Raw genomic sequence first — 17964 nt, 5'->3', positions numbered from 1 at the left:
GGCCCCTGGCGCACGGCCGACGCGCGGGACCGGGCGGTTCCCGGCCAAGGATCAGGCCCCGTCCGGAGCACTTCCGGCGCCGGCGTCCGCGGCTCCACCGGCCTTCTTCTGCGGGTGCCGCGCCGCATGCTTCCTGGCGGCGAGCTCGGCCTTGACCGTCGCGGCGTAGACGTCGACGTACTCCTGCCCGGACAGGCGCATGATCGCGTACATGATCTCGTCGGCCACGGAACGCTGAACGAACCGGTCCTCCGACATCCCGGCATAGCGGGAGAAATCGAGCGGCTCGCCGACGATCATGCCGACGCGCCGGATGTTGGGGACCGTCTTGCCGATCGGCTGGACCTTGTCCGTGCCGATCATGGCGATGGGCACGACCGGCACGCCCGTCGCGAGCGCGAGCTTGGCGACGCCCAGCTTGCCGCGGTACAGGCGCCCGTCGGGGCTGCGCGTCCCCTCGGGGTAGATCCCCAGCAGCTGCCCCTGGGACAGGATGCGCTCCCCCGCGCCGAGCGAGTTCGCGGACGCGGCGCCGCCGGAGCGGTCCATGGGCAGCTGGTTGGTCAGCCGGAAGAACGTCGCCGTGAGCCGGCCCTTGAGTCCGGACCCCGTGAAGTACTCGCTCTTGGCCAGGAAGACCACGGGCCGGTCGACCGCGACCGGCATGAAGATGGAATCGGCGAACGAGAGGTGGTTGCTCGCGAGGATCGCTCCCCCCTCGGCGGGGATGTTGTCCAGCCCCTTGACCCAGGGACGGAACAGCACCGTCACCAGCGGACCGATGAACAGCCGCTTCATGATCCAATAAAACACGCTGTGCCTTCCACGGGTCCGGGTCTTCTCGCTGCGCCGGCGGGATGCGTCACACCACCGTCGGCTAGGCTCTTACTCTAGGCACATCACCACCCGCAGGGCATCCTCCAGCGCAGCGTTTTGGGAGCAACATGGACGACGTGGACCAGGCACCGGCCGATCCGGCGGAGCCGTTCCGCCTGCACGGGCCGCGCCCGGATGCCGTGCTGCTGGTCCACGGCTTCACCTCGGGGCCGAAGAGCATGCGCGGGTGGGCCGATCATCTGGCCGCACGCGGCTACACGGTCTCGGTGCCGCTGCTGCCCGGGCACGGCACGAGGTGGCAGGACCTGGCGCGCACGCCGCACACGGCGTGGAGCCGCGCCGTGGCCGGCGAGTTCGACGTCCTGCAGCGCAACCACCGCTTCGTCTTCGTCTGCGGGCTCTCGATGGGCGGCGCGCTCGCCCTCCAGCTCGCCGCCGGCCGTTCCGTCGCCGGGCTCGCGCTCGTCAACCCGGGGCTGACGTTCGGGGACAGGACGGCTCACCTGGCCCCGGTGCTCAAGTACGCCCTCGCCTCCGTCCCGGCGATCGCGAACGACATCGCGCTGCCCGGGCAGGACGAGGGCGCGTACCCGCGGACCCCGGTGGCCGCGGTCCACCAGCTGGGACTGCTCTTCCGTGCGGCACGCTCGGGACTCGGCCGGGTGAGCGCGCCCGTGGCCGTGTTCCGTTCCGCCGTCGACCACGTCGTCCCCGACTCCAGCATCGCCGTCCTGCGCGCGGGGCTGCCCCGCCCGCCGCGCGTCGACGTGCTTGCCTCGAGCTACCACGTCGCCACCTTGGACTACGACGCCGAGGCCGCCTTCGCGCGCACCGCCGCGTTCTTCGACGGGCTGGCCGGAGCGCCGCGGCCGGCCGGGGCCCCGGCGTGAGCGGCGCGGCCCCGGACCGCGGTTCCCGCGACGAGGACGCCGCCTGGGCGGACCTCGTGCGCCGGCTCCAGGCCCCCGACGGCCCGGCAGCCGACACGACGGACGCCGACGCCGCGGGCACGGGCGCGGACACCGGCCTGTCCGGACCGGCCGGGACCGGCACCGCAGCACCGGGACCGCGTGCGGGGGATCCGGATCCCAGCGCCCCGGGCCGGCCCGCGCCCGCTCGGCCGCCACGTGACCCGCGGACCGCGACGCCGGGTGCGACGGCCGGTCCGCGGGACTACGCCCTGGACGAGGACGAGGACGACGGGGAGTTCATCCCGGAGGATCCACCGCCGCTGGGTACGGGTGATCCGTTGGCCGTGGTCTGCTGGAGCGGAGCCGTGGGCGCCCCCTTGGCACTCCTGCTGGCGGCCCTCTTCTGGCGCGACGCCCCGGCGATGGTGTGGCTGGGACTGTGCGCGGTGTTCCTCGCGGCGGTCGGGACGCTCCTGTGGCGCCTGCCGCGGCACCGCCGCGACGACTACGACGACGGATCGCGCGTCTAGCGAACACCACTGACCCGGGCCGCGTCGCTGCCCCCGCCGTGCCGGCGCGGATCGCTGCGGGCGAGGTCGGCAGCCCCCACGAGCCCCGCATCGGCCCCGAGCTCGGCACGGGCGACGCGGGCGAAGGGCCGGTATCCCCGCCCGGTGAGGTGGCGCCGGTATCCGGCCTCCGCGGCCTCCAGCAACAGCGGCGACGCCGCCCCGAGGCCGCCCCCGATCACGAACATCCCGGGATCAAGGGCGGCTGCGAGGTTGGCCATGCCGAGCCCGAGCCACTCACCCACCTCGACGACGAGCTCGCGGCTCGCGGGATCCCCGCCCCGGGCCATCCGGGTCACGACCTCGCCGTCGATCGCGTCGGGATTCCCACCCGCCGCCTCCACGAGGGTCTGCGCGACGGGCGAGCCCGCGCGGGCCAGCTCGCGCCCCTCCCGTCCCAGCGCGTTGCCGGACGCGTACTGCTCCCAGCATCCCCGGTTGCCGCATTCGCAGCGGTGGCCGCCCGGGACCATGATCTGATGGCCGAACTCGCCGGCCAGCCCGTAGCGGCCGCGCCGCAGTGTCCCGTCGGCGACCACGGCGCCGCCGATCCCCGTGCCGAGGGTGAGGCAGACCAGGTGCGACTCCCCCCGCCCCGCGCCGAAGCGCCACTCCGCCCATCCGGCGGCATCGGCGTCGTTCGCCACCGTCACGCGGGCGCCGAGGCGGTCCTCCAGCCGGTCCCGGAGCGGCTCGTTGCGCCACGCCAGGTGCGGACTGAAGAGCACCGTGCCGGTATCGGGGTTCATCCAGCCCGCCGCGCCGATCCCCACGGGCGCTCCCGGGGCCTCCCGGTGCAGCTCGCCGACCAGTTCGGCCACCGCCTCCTCGACCTCGATCCGGCTGTGCCCGGGCGTGCTGCGGACGGCCCGCGTTCCGACGCGTCCGGAGCGATCCACGATTCCGGCGGCGATCTTCGTCCCGCCGATGTCCAGGCCGATCGCGGTTTCCGGTGCCACGGGAATGCTCCTTGGGAAGGGATGTTATGGATTCGTATGTTACTAACTGGTAAAAGCTGTGATGCAAGCCACTAGGCTGGTACCAAGAGACGGATCACCACGGCACGCCCGGCCCGTCACAACTCGAGGAAGAGGAGCGAATCGTGCGCGAAATCAGCGTACCCCCACTGGTGGTCAGCCCACCGGAGACGAACATCACGGACTTCGTCGTGCGTCAGGCCGCCTCGGCGGACAATCCCGTGCTCTTCTCGCGGCCGGACGGCGCCGAGGGGTGGATCCACATCCGTGCCAAGGAGTTCGCCGCGGACGCCTCGGCCCTCGCCAAGGGCCTGATCGCGGAAGGGCTGGAGCCGGGGGCCCGCGTCGGCATCATGGCCCGCACGCGCTACGAGTGGTCCCTCGTGGACTTCGCCGTCTGGTTCGCCGGCTGCGTCTCGGTGCCCGTCTACGAGACCTCCTCCCCGAGCCAGGTCGCCTGGATCCTGGGCGACTCCGGCGCCGCCGCCGTCGTCGTGGAGGCCGGGCGCCATGAGAACGTGGTCCGCCAGGCAGCGACGCAGGAAGGGCTCGACGGACTGCGGCACGTCTGGCAGATGGAGGGCGACGGCCTCGACGCCCTGCGGGAGGCCGGAAGGGACGTCTCCGACGAGGACCTCGAGGAGCGCCGCCGTTCGGCCCGCCTCGACTCCCTCGCCACCATCATCTACACCTCCGGCACCACGGGACGCCCCAAGGGCTGCGAGCTGACGCACTCCAACTTCGTCGAGCTCAGCGAGAACGCGCGCTCCGCCCTCCCCGAGGCCGTCTACCCGGGCGCGGCGACGATCATGTTCCTGCCGCTCGCCCACGTCTTCGCCCGCTTCATCTCCGTGCTGTGCGTCGCCGCCGGCGCCACCGTGGCGCACACTCCGGACGTCAAGAACCTGCTCTCGGACCTGCAGAGCTTCAAGCCGACCTTTATCCTGGCCGTTCCCCGCGTCTTCGAGAAGGTCTACAACTCCTCGATGCTCAAGGCCGAGGACGGAGGAAAGGGCAAGATCTTCCACGCCGCCGCCGATACGGCGATCGCGTGGTCGCGCGCCGACGAGGCCGGGAAGGTGGGGCTGGGCCTCAAGCTCAAGCACGCCCTGTTCGACAAGCTCGTCTACCACAAGATCCGCGAGGCCATGGGCGGGCGCGTCGTCCACGCCGTCTCCGGGGGCGGGCCGCTCGGCGAGCGGCTCGGCCACTTCTTCCACGGCATCGGCCTGACGATCCTCGAGGGCTACGGCCTCACCGAGACCACGGCGCCGATCACGGTCAACACGCCCCAGCGGATCAAGATCGGCACCGTGGGCCGGCCCCTGCCCGGCAACGGCGTGCGGATCGAGGAGGACGGCGAGATCCTCGCAAGCGGTGTCTGCGTCATGCGCGGCTACTTCAACCGAGACGAGCTGCGCGAGGAGGCCTTCGACGGCGAGTGGCTGCGCACGGGCGACATCGGCGAGCTCGACGAGGACGGGTTCCTGCGGATCACCGGGCGTAAGAAGGAGATCATCGTGACCTCCTCGGGCAAGAACGTCGTCCCGGCCCAGCTGGAGGACCAGATCCGCTCCGCGGCGATCGTCTCCCAGTGCGTCGTGATCGGCGACCAGCGCCCGTTCATCTCGGCGCTCGTGACGATCGACGAGGAGGCGCTCCCCGGCTGGCTGCAGCGCCACCAGCAGGCGTCCATGTCCGTCGCCGAGGCCGCGAAGCTGCCCCAGCTGCGCCAGGAGATCCAGTCGCTCGTCGACCAGGCCAACGGCTCGGTCTCCCGCGCCGAGGCCATCAAGGAGTTCCGGATCGTGGAGAGCGACTTCACGGAGGCCTCCGGGCACCTGACCCCGTCGCTGAAGATCAAGCGCGCCCAGGTGCTCAAGGACTTCGACGCGGTGGTCGAGGAGATCTACGGCGCCGCGAAGTAGCCCGGGCCGCCGACCCCGGTGACCGGGAAGGCCCCCGGACTCCCGCTGGAGTCCGGGGGCCTTCCCGTGCCGCTGCCCCGGGGGGTCCGGCCGCTACAGCGCGGGTTCGGGCGGCGGGTCCACGCCGAGCCCGAGCAGGGCGTTCTCCACGACCTCGCTCAGCGCGGGATGGATCCAGTACTGGCCCCGGGCCATGGTGTGCACGTGCAGCCCCGTGGCGAGGGCCTGGATGAGCGGCTGGATCAGGATGGAGGCCTGCGCGCCCATCAGGTGGGCCCCGAGCAGGCGCCCGCTGCGGCGCTCGGCGACGAGCTTGACGAAGCCCTCCTCGTCCTCCATGGCCCACCCGTATGCGGTGGAGCCGTAGTCCTGGACGACGGTCGTGATCTCCTCGCCCTCGCCCGCCTGCTCCCGGGCCTGCTCCTCCGTCAGGCCGACGGCGGCGATCTGGGGCTCGGAGAAGACGGCGGCCGGAACGTGGCTCCGGTCCATGGCCCGCATCTCATGAGGGTGTTCGAGGTTGTGGGCCACGACGCGCGCCTCGCGGTTCGCCACGTGCTTGAGCTGGAATGGATTGGCGATGTCGCCGAGCGCGAAGACCCCGTCGACGGGCTTCCCACCGGAGAGCACACGCTGGTATGCGTCGACGGAGAGGATGCCTTCGTCGGTGGTGTCGAAGCCTGCGGCCCCGAGGCCGAGCCGGTCCGTGTTCGGCACGCGACCGGTGGCGGCGAGCACGACGTCCGCGTGCTCCGTGTGCACGGCGCCGTCGTCATCGCGGAAGGAGACCTCGACGCCGTCGCCGGCCTCGGTGATGCCCGTGACCGTCCAGCCGAGCCTGAGCGTCCAGCGCGCGGCCGCCGCGGTGGCGAAGCGTTCCGAGACGAGCGCGTCGTGGCTGCGCAGCAGCCGCGCGGAGCGGTTCGCCTGCACCACGTCCGTCCCGAGCGCCGAGAAGACGTGGGCGAACTCGGCGGCGATGAAGCCGCCGCCGAGAACCACGAGGCGCCCGGGGAGCTTCTCGAGCCGCATGACCGTGTCCGAGGTGTGGACCTGTGGCAGGTCGATGCCCGGGATGTCCGGGAGCACGGCGCGCGATCCCGCCGCGACGACGATCCGGTCCGCGCTCAGTTCCTTCCCGGACGCCGTCACGAGCGACGTCGGCCCCGTGAACTCGACGTGTTCCTGGTAGAGGTCCACGTGCTCGAGCTCGAGGTCGCGGTAGTCCCGGCCGGCGGCCGAGATCGCGTCGATGCGCCCGAAGATCCGGTCGCGGATTCCGGGCCAGTCGACGTCCTCGACGCGCAGCCCGACGCCGAGCCGCCGCGCGTGCGCGGCCGAGGCGGCGAGGCCGGCCGGGTAGACGAACATCTTGGTCGGGATGCAGCCGACGTTCAGGCACGTCCCGCCGAAGGTCCCGCCGTCGATGACCGCGACCCGGCGTCCGTCCCAGTGCTCCGTCAGGAGCGAGTTCCCTGAACCGGAGCCGATGACGGCGAGCTCGTAGTGCGGCACGGTTCAGCCCTTGAGCTCGGCCACGACGAGGGCGGCGAGCTCCATGGCCGCCTCGCGCGTGGCGGGGCGCAGCCTCTGCAGGTCAACGCGCGAGCCCTCGGCCAGGTGCGGGTCGTAGGGAAGCCGAACCACGGTCTGGACGCGGGTCTGGAAGTGCGCCTCGATCTCCTCGACGTTCACCCCGCGGCCCGGCCCGGCGGACTGGTTGATGACCACGATCGCGCGGCGTGCCAGGTCCTCGCGGCCGTGGGCCTCGAGCCAGGACAGCGTCTCGGAGGCCAGCCGGGCCTCGTCCACGCTCGCCCCGGAGACGAGGACGACGGCGTTGGCCTTCTCGAGCGTGCCCTTCATGACGGAGTGGACCATTCCGGTGCCGGAGTCCGTCAGGACGATCGAGTAGAAGCGGGACAAGAGGTCCGTGACCGCGCGGTAGTCCGCGTCGTCGAACGCCTCGGCGACGTGCGGATCGGTGTCGGAGGCGAGCACGTGGAGCCTGGATCCCTCGCGCGAGGCGTAGCTGGAGAGCTTGGAGAAGGAATCCACCATAAAGCGGTTCTGCACGAGTTGCCGCGCCGTGTAGCGGGCCCGGCCGGGCGAGCGGTCGCTGAGCGTCCCCCGGTCCGGATTGGCGTCGAGGGCGATGACGCGGTCCTCGCGGACATGGGCCAGCGCCATGCCGAGCAGGGTCGTCACGGTCGTCTTGCCGACGCCTCCCTTGCGGGAGAGCACGGGCACGTAGCGGGTGCCGCCCTCGAGCGGGGCGGCGATCTGGTGCTCGGTGATGCGGCGCAGGCGCACGGCGTCCGAGTCGCCGACGTTGACCCGGCCGAGCGTGGCCCGGTAGAGCCACAGCCGCCAACCGCCCACGGGCGCCCGGTTCCGCGGCTGCAGGAGCCGGTCGGCGGTCAGCGCGGCGGCCGGTTCGGGCTCCGGAGCGGGCGCCGGGGCCGGCTCCGCGGGAGAGGAGGCGGAGGCCCCCTGGGCTGCGGCTCCGGCGGCCCGGCGGGCCGGGAAGACCGAGGTCGACGCGTCGGCGGCGGCCCGGGCGGGAGCACCCGACGCGGTGGGCTGCCGTTCGTCCCCGCCGACCGGCTCCCAGTCCCCGAGGCCCTCCACGGCCTCCGGCGCGGTCCCGCGCGCGGAGGCCCGCCCCGGCGTCGGCTGCGCGGCGGCGTCGTCCTCATCCCCGGTCTCGAGCACGACGTCGGACGGCACCGGTCCGGGGACGTCCACCTCGGCGGCGGAATCGGGTGCCTCGCCGGCGTCGGTCCCTCCCCCGGCCACGGGATCCCCGTCCGCACCGGTGGCGGAGGCGCCCCCGGCCTCCAGGGGCGGGGTCCCGGCGTCGTCCTGGAAGGGAGCCACTGCGTCCGGGTCAGGGGCACCGCCTCCGTCGGCCGGCGCGGCGCCGTCCTGCGGCTCCCGGACCCCGTCCGCGGCGTCCCGGCCCTCGGCGACGCCCTCGGGGCCCGGTTCGGGCCGTGCCGCGTCCGGCGCCTCTTCGGGGATGCTGCTGTGCTGGGTCATCGTGTCCTCGGTGCGTCGGGGAGGGCCGCCAGGGCCCGGGTCAGCACTCACCTTAGCGCACCGCGGGGCGGCCGCACCGGAGTACGGCCGCCCCGTCGGCTGGCGCTGCGCGAGGAGTGCCTCAGGCGGGGTCGATGACCACCAGGAGGTCGCCGCCCTGGACCTGGGCGGTGCCGTCGATCGCGAGCCGGGCGACCTTGCCGCCGGCCGGGGAGGTGATCGCGGCCTCCATCTTCATGGCCTCGATCGTGGCGACCGTCCCGCCGGGCTCGACGGTGTCGCCGACCGCGACGACCGCGGTGACGGCGCCGGCGAACGGGGCGGGGACGTGGCCGGGGTTGGCCGGGTCGGCCTTCTCGGCCGACTTCACGGTGGATTCCACGTTCCTATCGCGGACGATGATCTGGCGCATCTGACCATTGAGCGTGCACATCACGGAGCGCATGCCCTTCTCGTCGGGCTCGCTGATGGCCTGCAGGGTGGCCAGCAGGCGCACGCCCTTGCCGAGGGAGATCACGTGCTCGTGGTGCAGGGTGAGCCCGTAGAGGTAGTCCCGGGTATGCAGCATCGACACGTCGCCGTACTCGCTGCGGGTCTTCTCGAAGTCCCGCGCCGGGCCGGGGAAGAGCAGGCGGTTCAGCGTCGCCCGGCGGGTCGCCGAATCGGCCCGCAGCCCCTTCTGGTCCTCGGCGTCGAGCTCCTCGACGCGGGTCTTCACGCTGCGCCCGGCCAACGCCTTGGAGCGGAACGGCTCGGGCCAGCCGCCCGGCGGGTCCCCGAGCTCCCCGGCGAGGAACTGGATGACCGATTCCGGGATGTCGAACGCGGCCGGGTCGGCCTCGAACGCCGCCGGGTCCACGTTCATGCCCACGAGCTGCAGGGCCAGGTCGCCCACGACCTTCGAGGACGGGGTGACCTTGACCAGGCGGCCCAGGATGTTGTTCGCCGCCGTGTACATGTCCTCGATGGCCTCGAAACGCTCGCCCAGGCCCAGCGCGATCGCCTGCTGGCGCAGGTTCGAGAGCTGCCCGCCCGGGATCTCGTGCCGGTAGACCCGCCCCGTCGGCCCGGCCAGGCCCGACTCGAACGGCGCGTACAACGCCCGCACCGATTCCCAGTACGGCTCCATCGCCGCGGCCGCGGCCAGCGGGATGCCCGTGTCCCGGGCGGTGTGCGCGAGGGCCGCGACGAGGGCCGAGGCCGGGGGCTGGGACGTGGTCCCGGCCATCGAGGCCGTCGCGACGTCCACGGCGTCCACGCCCGCGTCGATCGCGGCCATGAGCGTGGCGAGCTGCCCGCCCGCGGTGTCGTGGGTGTGCAGGTGCACGGGCAGCTCGAAGCGCTCGCGCAGCGCGGCGACGAGCTTCGCCGCGGCCGCCGGGCGCAGCAGGCCCGCCATGTCCTTGATCGCCAGGATGTGCGCGCCGGCGTCCACGATCCGCTGCGCCAGGTCCAGGTAGTAGTCCAGGGTGTAGAGGTCCTCGTCCGGGTCCAGCAGGTTGCCCGTGTAGCACAGGGCGACCTCGGCGACCGCCGTGCCCGTGGCCCGCACCGCGCGGATCGCCGGTTCCATCTGCGAGACGTCGTTCAGGGCGTCGAAGATCCGGAAGATGTCGATCCCGGTCTCCGCCGCCTCCTTCACGAACGCGTCCGTGACCTCGGTCGGGTACGGGGTGTAGCCGACCGTGTTGCGCCCGCGCAGCAGCATCTGCAGCGGGATGTTCGGCAGCTCCGCGCGCAGCAGCGCCAGGCGTTCCCACGGGTCCTCGCCGAGGAAGCGCAGCGCGACGTCGTACGTCGCCCCGCCCCAGACCTCCATCGAGAACAGCTGCGGCAGGGTATGCGCGAACGCCGGGGCCGCGGCCAGCAGGTCCCGGGTCCGCACGCGTGTGGCCAGCAGCGACTGGTGCGCGTCGCGGAACGTCGTGTCCGTCACCGCCACCGCCTCCTGGGCCCGCAGCGCCTTCGCGAAGCCCTCCGGGCCCAGCTCCAGCAAGCGCTGCCGCCAGCCCGGAGCGGGCTCGTGCGAGGACGGCCCGTCGAAGGGGGAACGGAACGGCTCCTCGGACTTGTCCCCCGGGTAGTACGGCAGCTTCTCCCGCGGATCGATGCCCTCCCGGCGTTCCCCGTGGGGCTTGTTCACCGTCACGTCCGCCAGGAACGTCAGCGCCTTCGTGCCCCGGTCCTGGGAACGGTTGCCCAGCAGCAGGTCCGGGCGCGAGTCGATGAAGTCCGTCGCGACGTCCCCGGCCACGAACTGCGGATCATCCAGCACGTTCATCAGGAACGGGATGTTCGTCGCGACCCCGCGCACCCGGAACTCCGCCAGCGCGCGCCGGGCCCGGAGCACCGCCATCTCGTAGTCCCGCCCGCGGCACGTCAGCTTCACCAGCATCGAATCGAAGTGCGGGGAGACCTCCGCCCCCGTGTAGATCGTCCCGCCGTCCAGGCGCACGCCGGACCCGCCCGCGGAACGGTAGACCGTGATGGTGCCCACGTCCGGACGGAAGCCGTTGGCCGGGTCCTCCGTGGTGATGCGGCACTGCAGCGCCGCGCCGCGGACCCGCAAGTCCTCCTGCCGGATGTCCAGGTCCTCCAGCGTCTCCCCCGCCGCGATGCGCATCTGGGCCGAGACGAGGTCGACGTCGGTGATCTCCTCGGTCACGGTGTGTTCGACCTGGATGCGCGGGTTCATCTCGATGAACACGTGCTGGCCGGCGCGTTCGCCGACCGTGTCGACCAGGAACTCCACCGTTCCCGCGTTCTGGTAGTCCAGGGCCTTGGCGAACTTCACCGCGTCGGCGAAGAGCGCCTGCCGGATCGAATCGTCCAGCTGCGGGGCCGGCGCGATCTCGATGACCTTCTGGTGCCGGCGCTGCAGCGAGCAGTCCCGCTCGAAGAGGTGCACCACGTTCCCCGCGCCATCGGCCAGGATCTGCACCTCGATATGGCGCGGACGCAGCACGGCCTGCTCGAGGAACACCGTCGGATCCCCGAACGCCGTCCCGGCCTCGCGCATCGCGGCCGAGAGCGCGTCCGGCAGCGCCTCACGGGTGTCGACGCGTCGCATGCCGCGCCCGCCGCCTCCCGCGACGGCCTTGACGAAGATCGGGAAGCCGATCTCGTCCGCCGCCCCGAGGAGGAACTCGACGTCGTCGCTCGGCTCCGAGGAACGCAGCACCGGAACGCCCGCCTCACGGGCGGCCTTCAGCGCGGCGACCTTGTTGCCCGCCAGCTCCAACACCTCCGGCGGAGGACCGACGAACGTGATCCCGGCCTCGCGCGCCGCGCGGGCCAGTTCCGGGTTCTCCGACAGGAAGCCATAGCCCGGGTAGATCGCGTCCGCCCCGGACTCCTTCGCCACCCGGATGATCTCCGGCACGTCCAGGTACGCCCGGACCGGATGGCCTTCCTCGCCGATCTGATAGGCCTCGTCGGCCTTCTGCCGGTGGATCGACCCCCGATCCTCATACGGGTATACGGCCACGGTCTTCGCGCCGAGCTCGTAACCGGCACGGAACGCACGAATCGCGATCTCGCCGCGGTTGGCCACCAGAACCTTCGAAAACATGGTGCTCCTGGAAACTCAAGGGATGGACGGTTCCTGCAGCCCTCCGGCCCGGCACGCCGTCGTACTCGGGTCCAACGCCCGTGGGCCGGGAACTGATGTCACCCTACCGTGGCGCACGGCACACCCAGAAACATTGCTACGCGCCCCTCCGTCACGCACGGAAGGCCGCCGGCGACCCCGTCCGGGACGGGGCCCGGGCCCCGCTTCCGCTCCGGGACCGGGTCCGATCCGCCGTCGTACCTCCGGGCCGGGGAGACGGGCCAGCGGTCCGGGCGGCGGCGCGGCAGCGCGCGTCCCGCGCCTGTCCAGTGCCACTGCGGCGCAACCTTATGATGGACGGTGAGCCGAAACAGGGAAGCAACACAGAAGAGGTCGTGGTCCGTTCCGTGCAGGTAGTGAGCATCAGCAGTCTCAAGGGTGGCGTCGGCAAGACCTCCGTAACACTGGGCCTGGCCTCGGCGGCGCTCGCCGCGGGCACTCCCACCCTCGTGATCGACCTCGATCCGCACGCCGACGCGAGCACCGGCCTCGGCGTCCAGGCCGCACCCGGGACCGACATCGGACACCTGCTCAAGGCGGCGCGCAAGGCAGATCTGGGCGCGTCCGCCACGACAAGCCCCTGGGTGGCGCGGGCGGCGGCCGCCGATGCGGCGCGCACCCCGGTCCTGGACGTGGCCGTGGGCGGGGCCTTCGCCGGCATCTACGACCGCCCCGATCTACGCGTCCGCGACCTTCGCCGGCTCAAGACCCTGCTGTCCCGCGTCTCCGGCTACTCGCTCGTCCTGATCGACTGCCCGCCGTCGCTCAGCGGCCTGACCCGCATGGCCTGGACGGCCAGCAACTCCGTCCTGCTCGTCGCCGAGCCGAGCCTCTTCTCCGTGGCCGGTACCGAGCGGACGATGCGCGCGCTGAACCTCTTCCGCCGCGAGTTCGCGCCCGACGTCTCCACGGCCGGCGTCGTCGCCAACCGGTACCGTTCCTCCTCGGCCGAGCAGCGGTTCCGGCTCGAGGAGATGCGCTCGATGTTCGGCGGATCCCTGCTCTCCCCCGTCCTGCCCGAGCAGGCCAACTGGCAGCAGATCCAGGGTGCCGCCTACGCCGTGCACCAGTGGCCCGGGGACTCCGCGCGGCAGTCGGCCGGCTTGTTCGACGAGCTGCTCCGCAACGTCACCGACTCCGGCAGCCGCCGCAGCCGCAAGCGCTGACGCCGACTCCGTCGCGGCGACCGACGCCGAGGGACCGCCCTGGCCCAGGGGCCGCCGTCGGAGCATTCCGCACGAAAGGCCACGGCCCCACCGACTCGCGGTGGGGCCGTGGCCTCTTCTGGAAATCGGGGCGCGCCCGCGGCCCGGGGACCCAGGCGCCGTCCGGAGGCTAGCTGGCGGACTTCTTCGCGGCCCGGCGGACGCTGAGCTCGTCCTGCGGGAAGGCCTCTTCCTCGGCGGCATGTTCGCTGGGGAGCTCGGACAGGCTCCCCTCGACCTCGCGCCAGACCCGTCCGACGGCGATGCCGAAGACGCCCTGCCCGCCCTGGACGAGGTCGATGACCTCATCCGCCGACGTGCATTCGTAGACGGACGCGCCGTCGCTCATGAGCGTGATCTGGGCCAGGTCCTCGACGCCGCGCTCGCGCAGGTGGGACACGGCGGTGCGGATCTGCTGGAGGGACACGCCCGTGTCGAGCAGCCGCTTGACGACCTTGAGCACGAGGATGTCGCGGAAGCTGTACAGGCGCTGCGAACCGGAGCCCTTGGCGCCGCGGACAGCGGGCTCCACGAGTCCGGTACGCGCCCAGTAGTCCAGCTGGCGGTAGGTGATCCCCGCCGCCTTACAGACGATCGGGCCGCGGTAGCCCGCGTCCTCGTCCAGCACGGGAAGGTCCTCGGAGAACAGCAGGCCCTGGGCCAGGCCCACGGGCGGCTGCCCCGCACCGCCGCCCGACGACGTGCGGTGATCACTGCTCCGGCTCACGTGAACCCTCCTTGTCGAGGCCTCCCGCGACGGGGAAGCTTGCCTGGCACGACCGTCCGACACCGGGACGCCTCCATCCTCGGTGCCGGCCGCAGGCGTCGGCCCGGCTGTCAAATCTCTATGCCTTGACGGTACGACCGAACGGCCGTCAGGTCAAAGACCTTCAAGCTTAACTTGAGGGCGTGTCGCTAGGTCTCGAAGTCCTCGGGTTCGACGTCGGCGAGGAACTCGCGGAACTCCCGCAGCTCGGCCTCCTCGCCCTCGCTCGAACGCCCGTCGTCGCTGACGAGGACGCCGGACTCCTCCAGCACGTCCTCGGCGCAGGTCAGTGGGCATCCCACCCGCAGGGCCAGTGCGACGGCGTCCGAGGCGCGGGAATCGACCTCGACTCCGCCGTCGAACGCCAGCTGGGCGTAGAACACGGTGTCCTTGACGGCCACGAGCCGGACCTCGAGGAGCTTGCGGCCCAGCGCTTCGACGACCGAGGCCAACAGGTCGTGCGTCATGGGGCGCGGGGTCTCGATGCCCTGCAGGCTCATGGCGATCGCGGAGGCCTCCGGGGCACCGATCCAGATCGGCAGGTGCCGCGGCCCCTGGGCCTCCTTGAGCAGGACGAGCGGCTGGTTGCTGGGCAGTTCGATCCTGACTCCGACGACTTCGATCTCCCGCATGTCCGGCCTCCTGGATCCTCGTGGCGGTGGCTTCGCTTGACGTCCAGCCTAGCGGTCCCCGGGCGCGATGCCAGTGGTCGGGTGAGGACTCCGTCCCGGTCCGGCGCAACGGAGTGGGGCCCTAGTGGTCCAGACGCGAGATGGCGCCCTGCACGAGCGCCGAGTGCAGGGCCAGGCAGGCGTCGCTGATCTCGCGGGCGGTCTCGGCCGCGCGGGCGCGGGAGGAGACGTCCCGGCGCGTCGTCAGGGGGGCGACGGCTCGTTCGACGAGGCCGAGTTCGCGGTCGGCGGCGGCCCGGAACGGGCGCAGGTGACGCGGCTCGATCCCGTGTGCGGCGAGCTTGACGCTGGCCGCGACGATCCGCACAGCGTGCTCGTCGAAGCGCTGGTCCTCCTCGGCGATGATGCCGTAGGCCAGGAGCTCGTCGATGAGCTCGGTGCCTGCCCCGGTGGCCCCTTGGAGCTCGGCCCGGGTGCGGTCGCGGGTGTGTCCCGCGAGCTCATGGGCCAACTGCTCGGTCACGGTCCGCGGGGCCAGCGTGATGCCGCCCGGCAGCTGCTCCGGACGCTCGCCCCGGTCCACGGTGTCGAGGTAGTCCTTGATGACCTTGAGCGGAAGGTACTGGTCCCGCTGCAACGCGAGGATGAAACGGAGCCGGTCGATGTCTCCCGGCGTGTACTTCCGGTAGCCCGCCGCGGTCCGCTGGGGCGTGATCAGCCCCTTCTCCTCGAGGAAGCGGATCTTCGACGCCGTCGTCTGGGGGAAGTCCGCCGACAACTCGGAGAGGACCTCGCCGATGTTCAGGACCGAGGGACGGGGGGCGTCGGCGGTCGACCCGGAGGTCCGCCGGGCGTGGGACGTGGAGGCCACGGGCTACCGCTGCCCCTGGCCGCTCGAGGAGGGGACGGTGCCGGCGTAGAAGGTCAGGCGGAACTTGCCGATCTGGACCTCGGATCCGGTGCGCAGGCCCACGGCGTCCATGCGGTCGTGGTTGACGTAGGTGCCGTTGAGGCTGCCGGCGTCGACGACTTGGAAGCCGCCCTCGCCCCGCCGGAACTCGGCGTGCTTGCGGGAGACGGTGACGTCGTCGAGGAAGATGTCGGCCTCGGGGTGCCGGCCGGCCGTCGTCAGCTCCTGGTCCAGGAGGAAGCGGGCACCTCGGTTGGGCCCGGAGTGGGCGATGAGCAGGGCGGATCCGACGGGCAGCGCCGACACGGCGGCCCGTTCCTCGGTGGACAGCGGGACGTCGGCGGCCGGCCCGTCGGCCAGGGGAGGCAGGCTGATGCTGGTGGTCTCCGCCACCGATTCGCCCGGTACCCGCCCGGCGTCTCCCAAGCTGTCGTCCACGGCCATCAAGGTTCCTCCCTCATCGCTCCCATATGGCACCCCGGAACCGTCCGGCGCAACGGGCGCCCATGACCCGTTTCCGGCGTTCCTGCTCATTCCAGCCTAGCCTACCTTCCGGTCCGCTGCTGCGGCAGACCGCCCCCGGAGCCGCGAGGCGTCCGGAGCGGTCGGCTGGACCAAAAAGGCCCCTGCCGGACCTTTCGGTTCCGGCAGGGGCCCTTGCTGGTCGGGCTAGCGGGATTCGAACCCACGACCTCCTGACCCCCAGGTGGCAGGAACAAGGCTCATAGCCCACCTGACCAGGGGTTTTGCGTTTCAGGAGCGCGCTCTGCGCGTCACATTTCGCAGGGTTTGCAGGTTGTTGGTCACCTAATTGGTCCACTTCATCCACGGCGGCGGATGTACCGAATTAGCTGGCCTCGTTGCCACCGGCCTGGCTGTCCTGGACCACCTGAACCTCGTCCTGACGGAGCAATGCCCTGGCCGTGTTCGCTGCGTCACAGGCAACCAGTGAGACGCGGCGGAGCATCGGCCGCAGAGCGTCGCGTGCGTCTTCCCACCTCGCCGACCAACTGTCCTGTGTGCGTTGGCTGTCGAGCTGCGCGATCACTGAATCGAGCACGGATGAGTCCAACGAGTCCGCCAACGCGATGAAGCGGCCGGCATCAACCAAGTCGTGCTTCTGCGGCTGGTTGAGTGCGGCAAGCAGGTCGCTGTGCATCTGGGAAAGCCAACTTCCTGCGGCCTCCCGGTCGACGAGGGCTACGGCTTCCAAATCAGCAGAAATACTGCTCCATCCAGACCCGCGCGGCCCGTGGACCTCAACGAGCCTTCCTTGCTTGAGCCAACGGACTGCCAGGTCGGGATAGAGCTTCACGAGCGTGGAAGGGAACGGTTGGGCGTGAGGAACGAACTGGTGACAGGTTCGGTTTAGGCCGCGAGTGTGAGCGGCTCGGTTAGCTTGGCTTCGAACTCGATGGGCGTCAAGCCGCCGAGGGTGTCCTGGGCGCGCTGGCGGTGATACTTCCGCTCGATCCAGACGACGATCGCGAGCCGCAGCTCCTGCCGAGTTGCCCACCGCTGCTGGTTGAGAACGTTCGTCTGCAGCAGCGACCAGAACGACTCCATGGCCGCGTTGTCCCCGGCGGCGCCGACTCTGCCCATCGATCCGACCATGTCGTGACGGCGCAACTCGCGGGCCATGGCCCGGCTGCGAAACTGGCTACCCCTATCGGCATGCAGGATGCACCCGGCAACCTCACCGCGGCGGGCGACGGCGTTTCGGACGGCGTCGACGGCGAGCTTCGCGGTCATCCGATCCGAGATGGAGTAGCCGACGATCCGGTTGGAGAACACGTCTTTGATCGCGCAGCAGTAGAGCTTGCCCTTGGCAGTCCAGTGCTCCGTGATGTCGGTGAGCCAGAGCCTGTTCGGGGCGTCGGCGCGGAACACACGCTGCACGTGATCGTCGAACACCGGCGGCCCGGCCTTCTTGCCCTTCCCGCGTCGCCGCCGTTGCGCCGAGGAGAGGATCCCGGCCTGCGAGCACAGCTTCCACGCCGTGCGCCTGCTCATCCGCCACCCCGCTCGGCGGGCTTCGTCGGCGAGGTATCGGTAGCCGAACGTCGGGTCGTCGTAATGCGCGTCGTGCAGCGCGTTGATCCGATACGCGCGGAGCACGTCGGCATCCCTGACAGGGTCGCCTCGCCACCGGTAGTAGGGCTGGCGGGCGAGCTTGAGGACCCGGCACGACACCGTCACGGGGATCCCCGAGTCGGCGAGCTCAGATACGAGCGGGTAGGTCATTTTGGGGAGCCACCGAGTTTCAGGTTCGCCTGCGACAGATACGCCGCCGCTCGCCGGAGGACCTCGTTCTCCTGCTCGAGTAACCGGATCCGCTTCTTCAGTTCCCGAGCCTCGGCGGCGTCCGCGGCGGTCTGGCCGGGACGGTTGCCGTCCTCGACATCGGCTTGACGGAGCCAGTTCTGCAGGGTCGCTTCGCTGATACCGAAGTCGGTGGCGATCTGTTTGATGGTGACGCCGCTCTCGCGGCTGCGAGCGACCGCGACAACGTCTTCGCGGAACTCTCTGGGATAGGGACCGGGCATGATGACATCCTCCCCGTCAGCGCCTCCCGGC

Annotated in this window: 15 protein-coding genes and 1 tRNA gene; 4 read left to right on the top strand and 12 right to left on the bottom strand. The window is 71.5% G+C overall.

What is annotated here, in order from left to right; genetic code table 11:
• Window positions 1-51: 51 nt before the first annotated feature.
• Window positions 52-813: a lysophospholipid acyltransferase family protein gene (locus ACQ3I4_RS03380; RefSeq protein ID WP_430632806.1), complete on the bottom strand. Its 762-nt coding sequence runs from the start codon at window positions 811-813 to the stop codon at window positions 52-54.
• 140 nt (window positions 814-953) lie between these two features.
• Between ACQ3I4_RS03380 and ACQ3I4_RS03375 the strand changes: the two genes are divergently transcribed.
• Together ACQ3I4_RS03375 and ACQ3I4_RS03370 are read left to right on the top strand one after the other, a co-directional pair.
• Window positions 954-1727 carry an alpha/beta hydrolase gene (locus ACQ3I4_RS03375; protein ID WP_430632805.1) on the top strand — a complete coding sequence of 258 codons (774 nt, stop codon included), beginning with the start codon at window positions 954-956 and terminating at the stop codon, window positions 1725-1727.
• Complete coding sequence (locus ACQ3I4_RS03370; protein WP_329862999.1) at window positions 1724-2278, top strand: hypothetical protein; 555 nt, start codon at window positions 1724-1726, stop codon at window positions 2276-2278. The genes ACQ3I4_RS03375 and ACQ3I4_RS03370 overlap by 4 nt, the downstream gene beginning before the upstream one ends.
• On the opposite strand, the gene ACQ3I4_RS03365 is transcribed toward ACQ3I4_RS03370, so the two are convergent.
• Complete coding sequence (locus ACQ3I4_RS03365; protein WP_329862997.1) at window positions 2275-3276, bottom strand: ROK family protein; 1002 nt, start codon at window positions 3274-3276, stop codon at window positions 2275-2277. The genes ACQ3I4_RS03370 and ACQ3I4_RS03365 overlap by 4 nt on opposite strands.
• A 143-nt stretch (window positions 3277-3419) precedes the next feature.
• On the opposite strand from ACQ3I4_RS03365, the gene ACQ3I4_RS03360 reads away from it, so the two are divergent.
• Window positions 3420-5222 (top strand): AMP-dependent synthetase/ligase, encoded by a 1803-nt coding sequence (locus ACQ3I4_RS03360; RefSeq protein ID WP_329862995.1) that lies wholly within the window; start codon window positions 3420-3422, stop codon window positions 5220-5222.
• Window positions 5223-5315: 93 nt separating this feature from the next.
• On the opposite strand, the gene ACQ3I4_RS03355 is transcribed toward ACQ3I4_RS03360, so the two are convergent.
• From ACQ3I4_RS03355 to ACQ3I4_RS03345, 3 genes are all read right to left on the bottom strand, one after another.
• Complete coding sequence (locus ACQ3I4_RS03355) at window positions 5316-6737, bottom strand: mycothione reductase (RefSeq protein ID WP_329862993.1); 1422 nt, start codon at window positions 6735-6737, stop codon at window positions 5316-5318.
• 3 nt (window positions 6738-6740) lie between these two features.
• Entirely contained in the window at window positions 6741-8264 is a 1524-nt protein-coding gene (locus tag ACQ3I4_RS03350; RefSeq protein ID WP_430632804.1) for a MinD/ParA family ATP-binding protein, read from the bottom strand.
• Between the two features lie 121 nt (window positions 8265-8385).
• Complete coding sequence (locus ACQ3I4_RS03345; RefSeq protein WP_430632803.1) at window positions 8386-11835, bottom strand: pyruvate carboxylase; 3450 nt, start codon at window positions 11833-11835, stop codon at window positions 8386-8388.
• A gap of 386 nt (window positions 11836-12221) precedes the next feature.
• Here ACQ3I4_RS03345 and ACQ3I4_RS03340 point away from each other — a divergent pair, with 386 nt between their 5' ends.
• A complete protein-coding gene (locus ACQ3I4_RS03340; protein ID WP_329862980.1) occupies window positions 12222-13040 on the top strand; it encodes a ParA family protein in 819 nt (272 codons plus the stop codon).
• A 169-nt stretch (window positions 13041-13209) separates the two neighbouring features.
• Here ACQ3I4_RS03340 and ACQ3I4_RS03335 read toward each other — a convergent pair whose 3' ends face one another.
• The 7 genes from ACQ3I4_RS03335 to ACQ3I4_RS03305 all read right to left on the bottom strand — a co-directional run bounded on the left by ACQ3I4_RS03335 (window position 13210) and on the right by ACQ3I4_RS03305 (window position 17933).
• Window positions 13210-13749 (bottom strand): MerR family transcriptional regulator, encoded by a 540-nt coding sequence (locus tag ACQ3I4_RS03335; protein WP_329862986.1) that lies wholly within the window; start codon window positions 13747-13749, stop codon window positions 13210-13212.
• 245 nt (window positions 13750-13994) lie between these two features.
• The gene (locus ACQ3I4_RS03330) at window positions 13995-14477 is read right to left on the bottom strand and encodes a bifunctional nuclease family protein (RefSeq protein WP_329862979.1); all 483 of its coding nucleotides are present in this window, start codon (window positions 14475-14477) and stop codon (window positions 13995-13997) included.
• 121 nt (window positions 14478-14598) lie between these two features.
• The gene (locus ACQ3I4_RS03325) at window positions 14599-15348 is read right to left on the bottom strand and encodes a MerR family transcriptional regulator (protein ID WP_430632802.1); all 750 of its coding nucleotides are present in this window, start codon (window positions 15346-15348) and stop codon (window positions 14599-14601) included.
• A 3-nt stretch (window positions 15349-15351) separates the two neighbouring features.
• Window positions 15352-15825, bottom strand: coding sequence for an FHA domain-containing protein (locus ACQ3I4_RS03320; RefSeq protein WP_329862977.1), 474 nt, complete (start codon window positions 15823-15825; stop codon window positions 15352-15354).
• Window positions 15826-16048: 223 nt separating this feature from the next.
• Window positions 16049-16119: transfer RNA gene (locus ACQ3I4_RS03315), tRNA-OTHER, on the bottom strand.
• 115 nt (window positions 16120-16234) lie between these two features.
• Complete coding sequence (locus ACQ3I4_RS03310; RefSeq protein WP_421008224.1) at window positions 16235-16702, bottom strand: hypothetical protein; 468 nt, start codon at window positions 16700-16702, stop codon at window positions 16235-16237.
• A 53-nt stretch (window positions 16703-16755) separates the two neighbouring features.
• A protein-coding gene (locus ACQ3I4_RS03305; protein WP_421008223.1) for an IS3 family transposase occupies window positions 16756-17933 on the bottom strand; the annotation gives its coding sequence in 2 pieces (ribosomal slippage) (window positions 16756-17664 and window positions 17667-17933; 1176 coding nt in all).
• Between the last annotated feature and the right edge of the window lie 31 nt (window positions 17934-17964).

Source organism: Zafaria sp. Z1313 (assembly GCF_050563205.1).
Taxonomy (GTDB): domain Bacteria; phylum Actinomycetota; class Actinomycetes; order Actinomycetales; family Micrococcaceae; genus JAZDCJ01.
This window is presented reverse-complemented; position numbering and strand designations above follow the sequence as displayed.

Coding starts and splice junctions, on each gene's coding strand:
- ACQ3I4_RS03350 (WP_430632804.1), bottom strand. CDS start 8,264: ATGACCCAGCACAGCAGCATCCCCGAAGAGGCGCCGGACGCGGCACGG.
- ACQ3I4_RS03345 (WP_430632803.1), bottom strand. CDS start 11,835: ATGTTTTCGAAGGTTCTGGTGGCCAACCGCGGCGAGATCGCGATTCGT.
- ACQ3I4_RS03330 (WP_329862979.1), bottom strand. CDS start 14,477: ATGCGGGAGATCGAAGTCGTCGGAGTCAGGATCGAACTGCCCAGCAAC.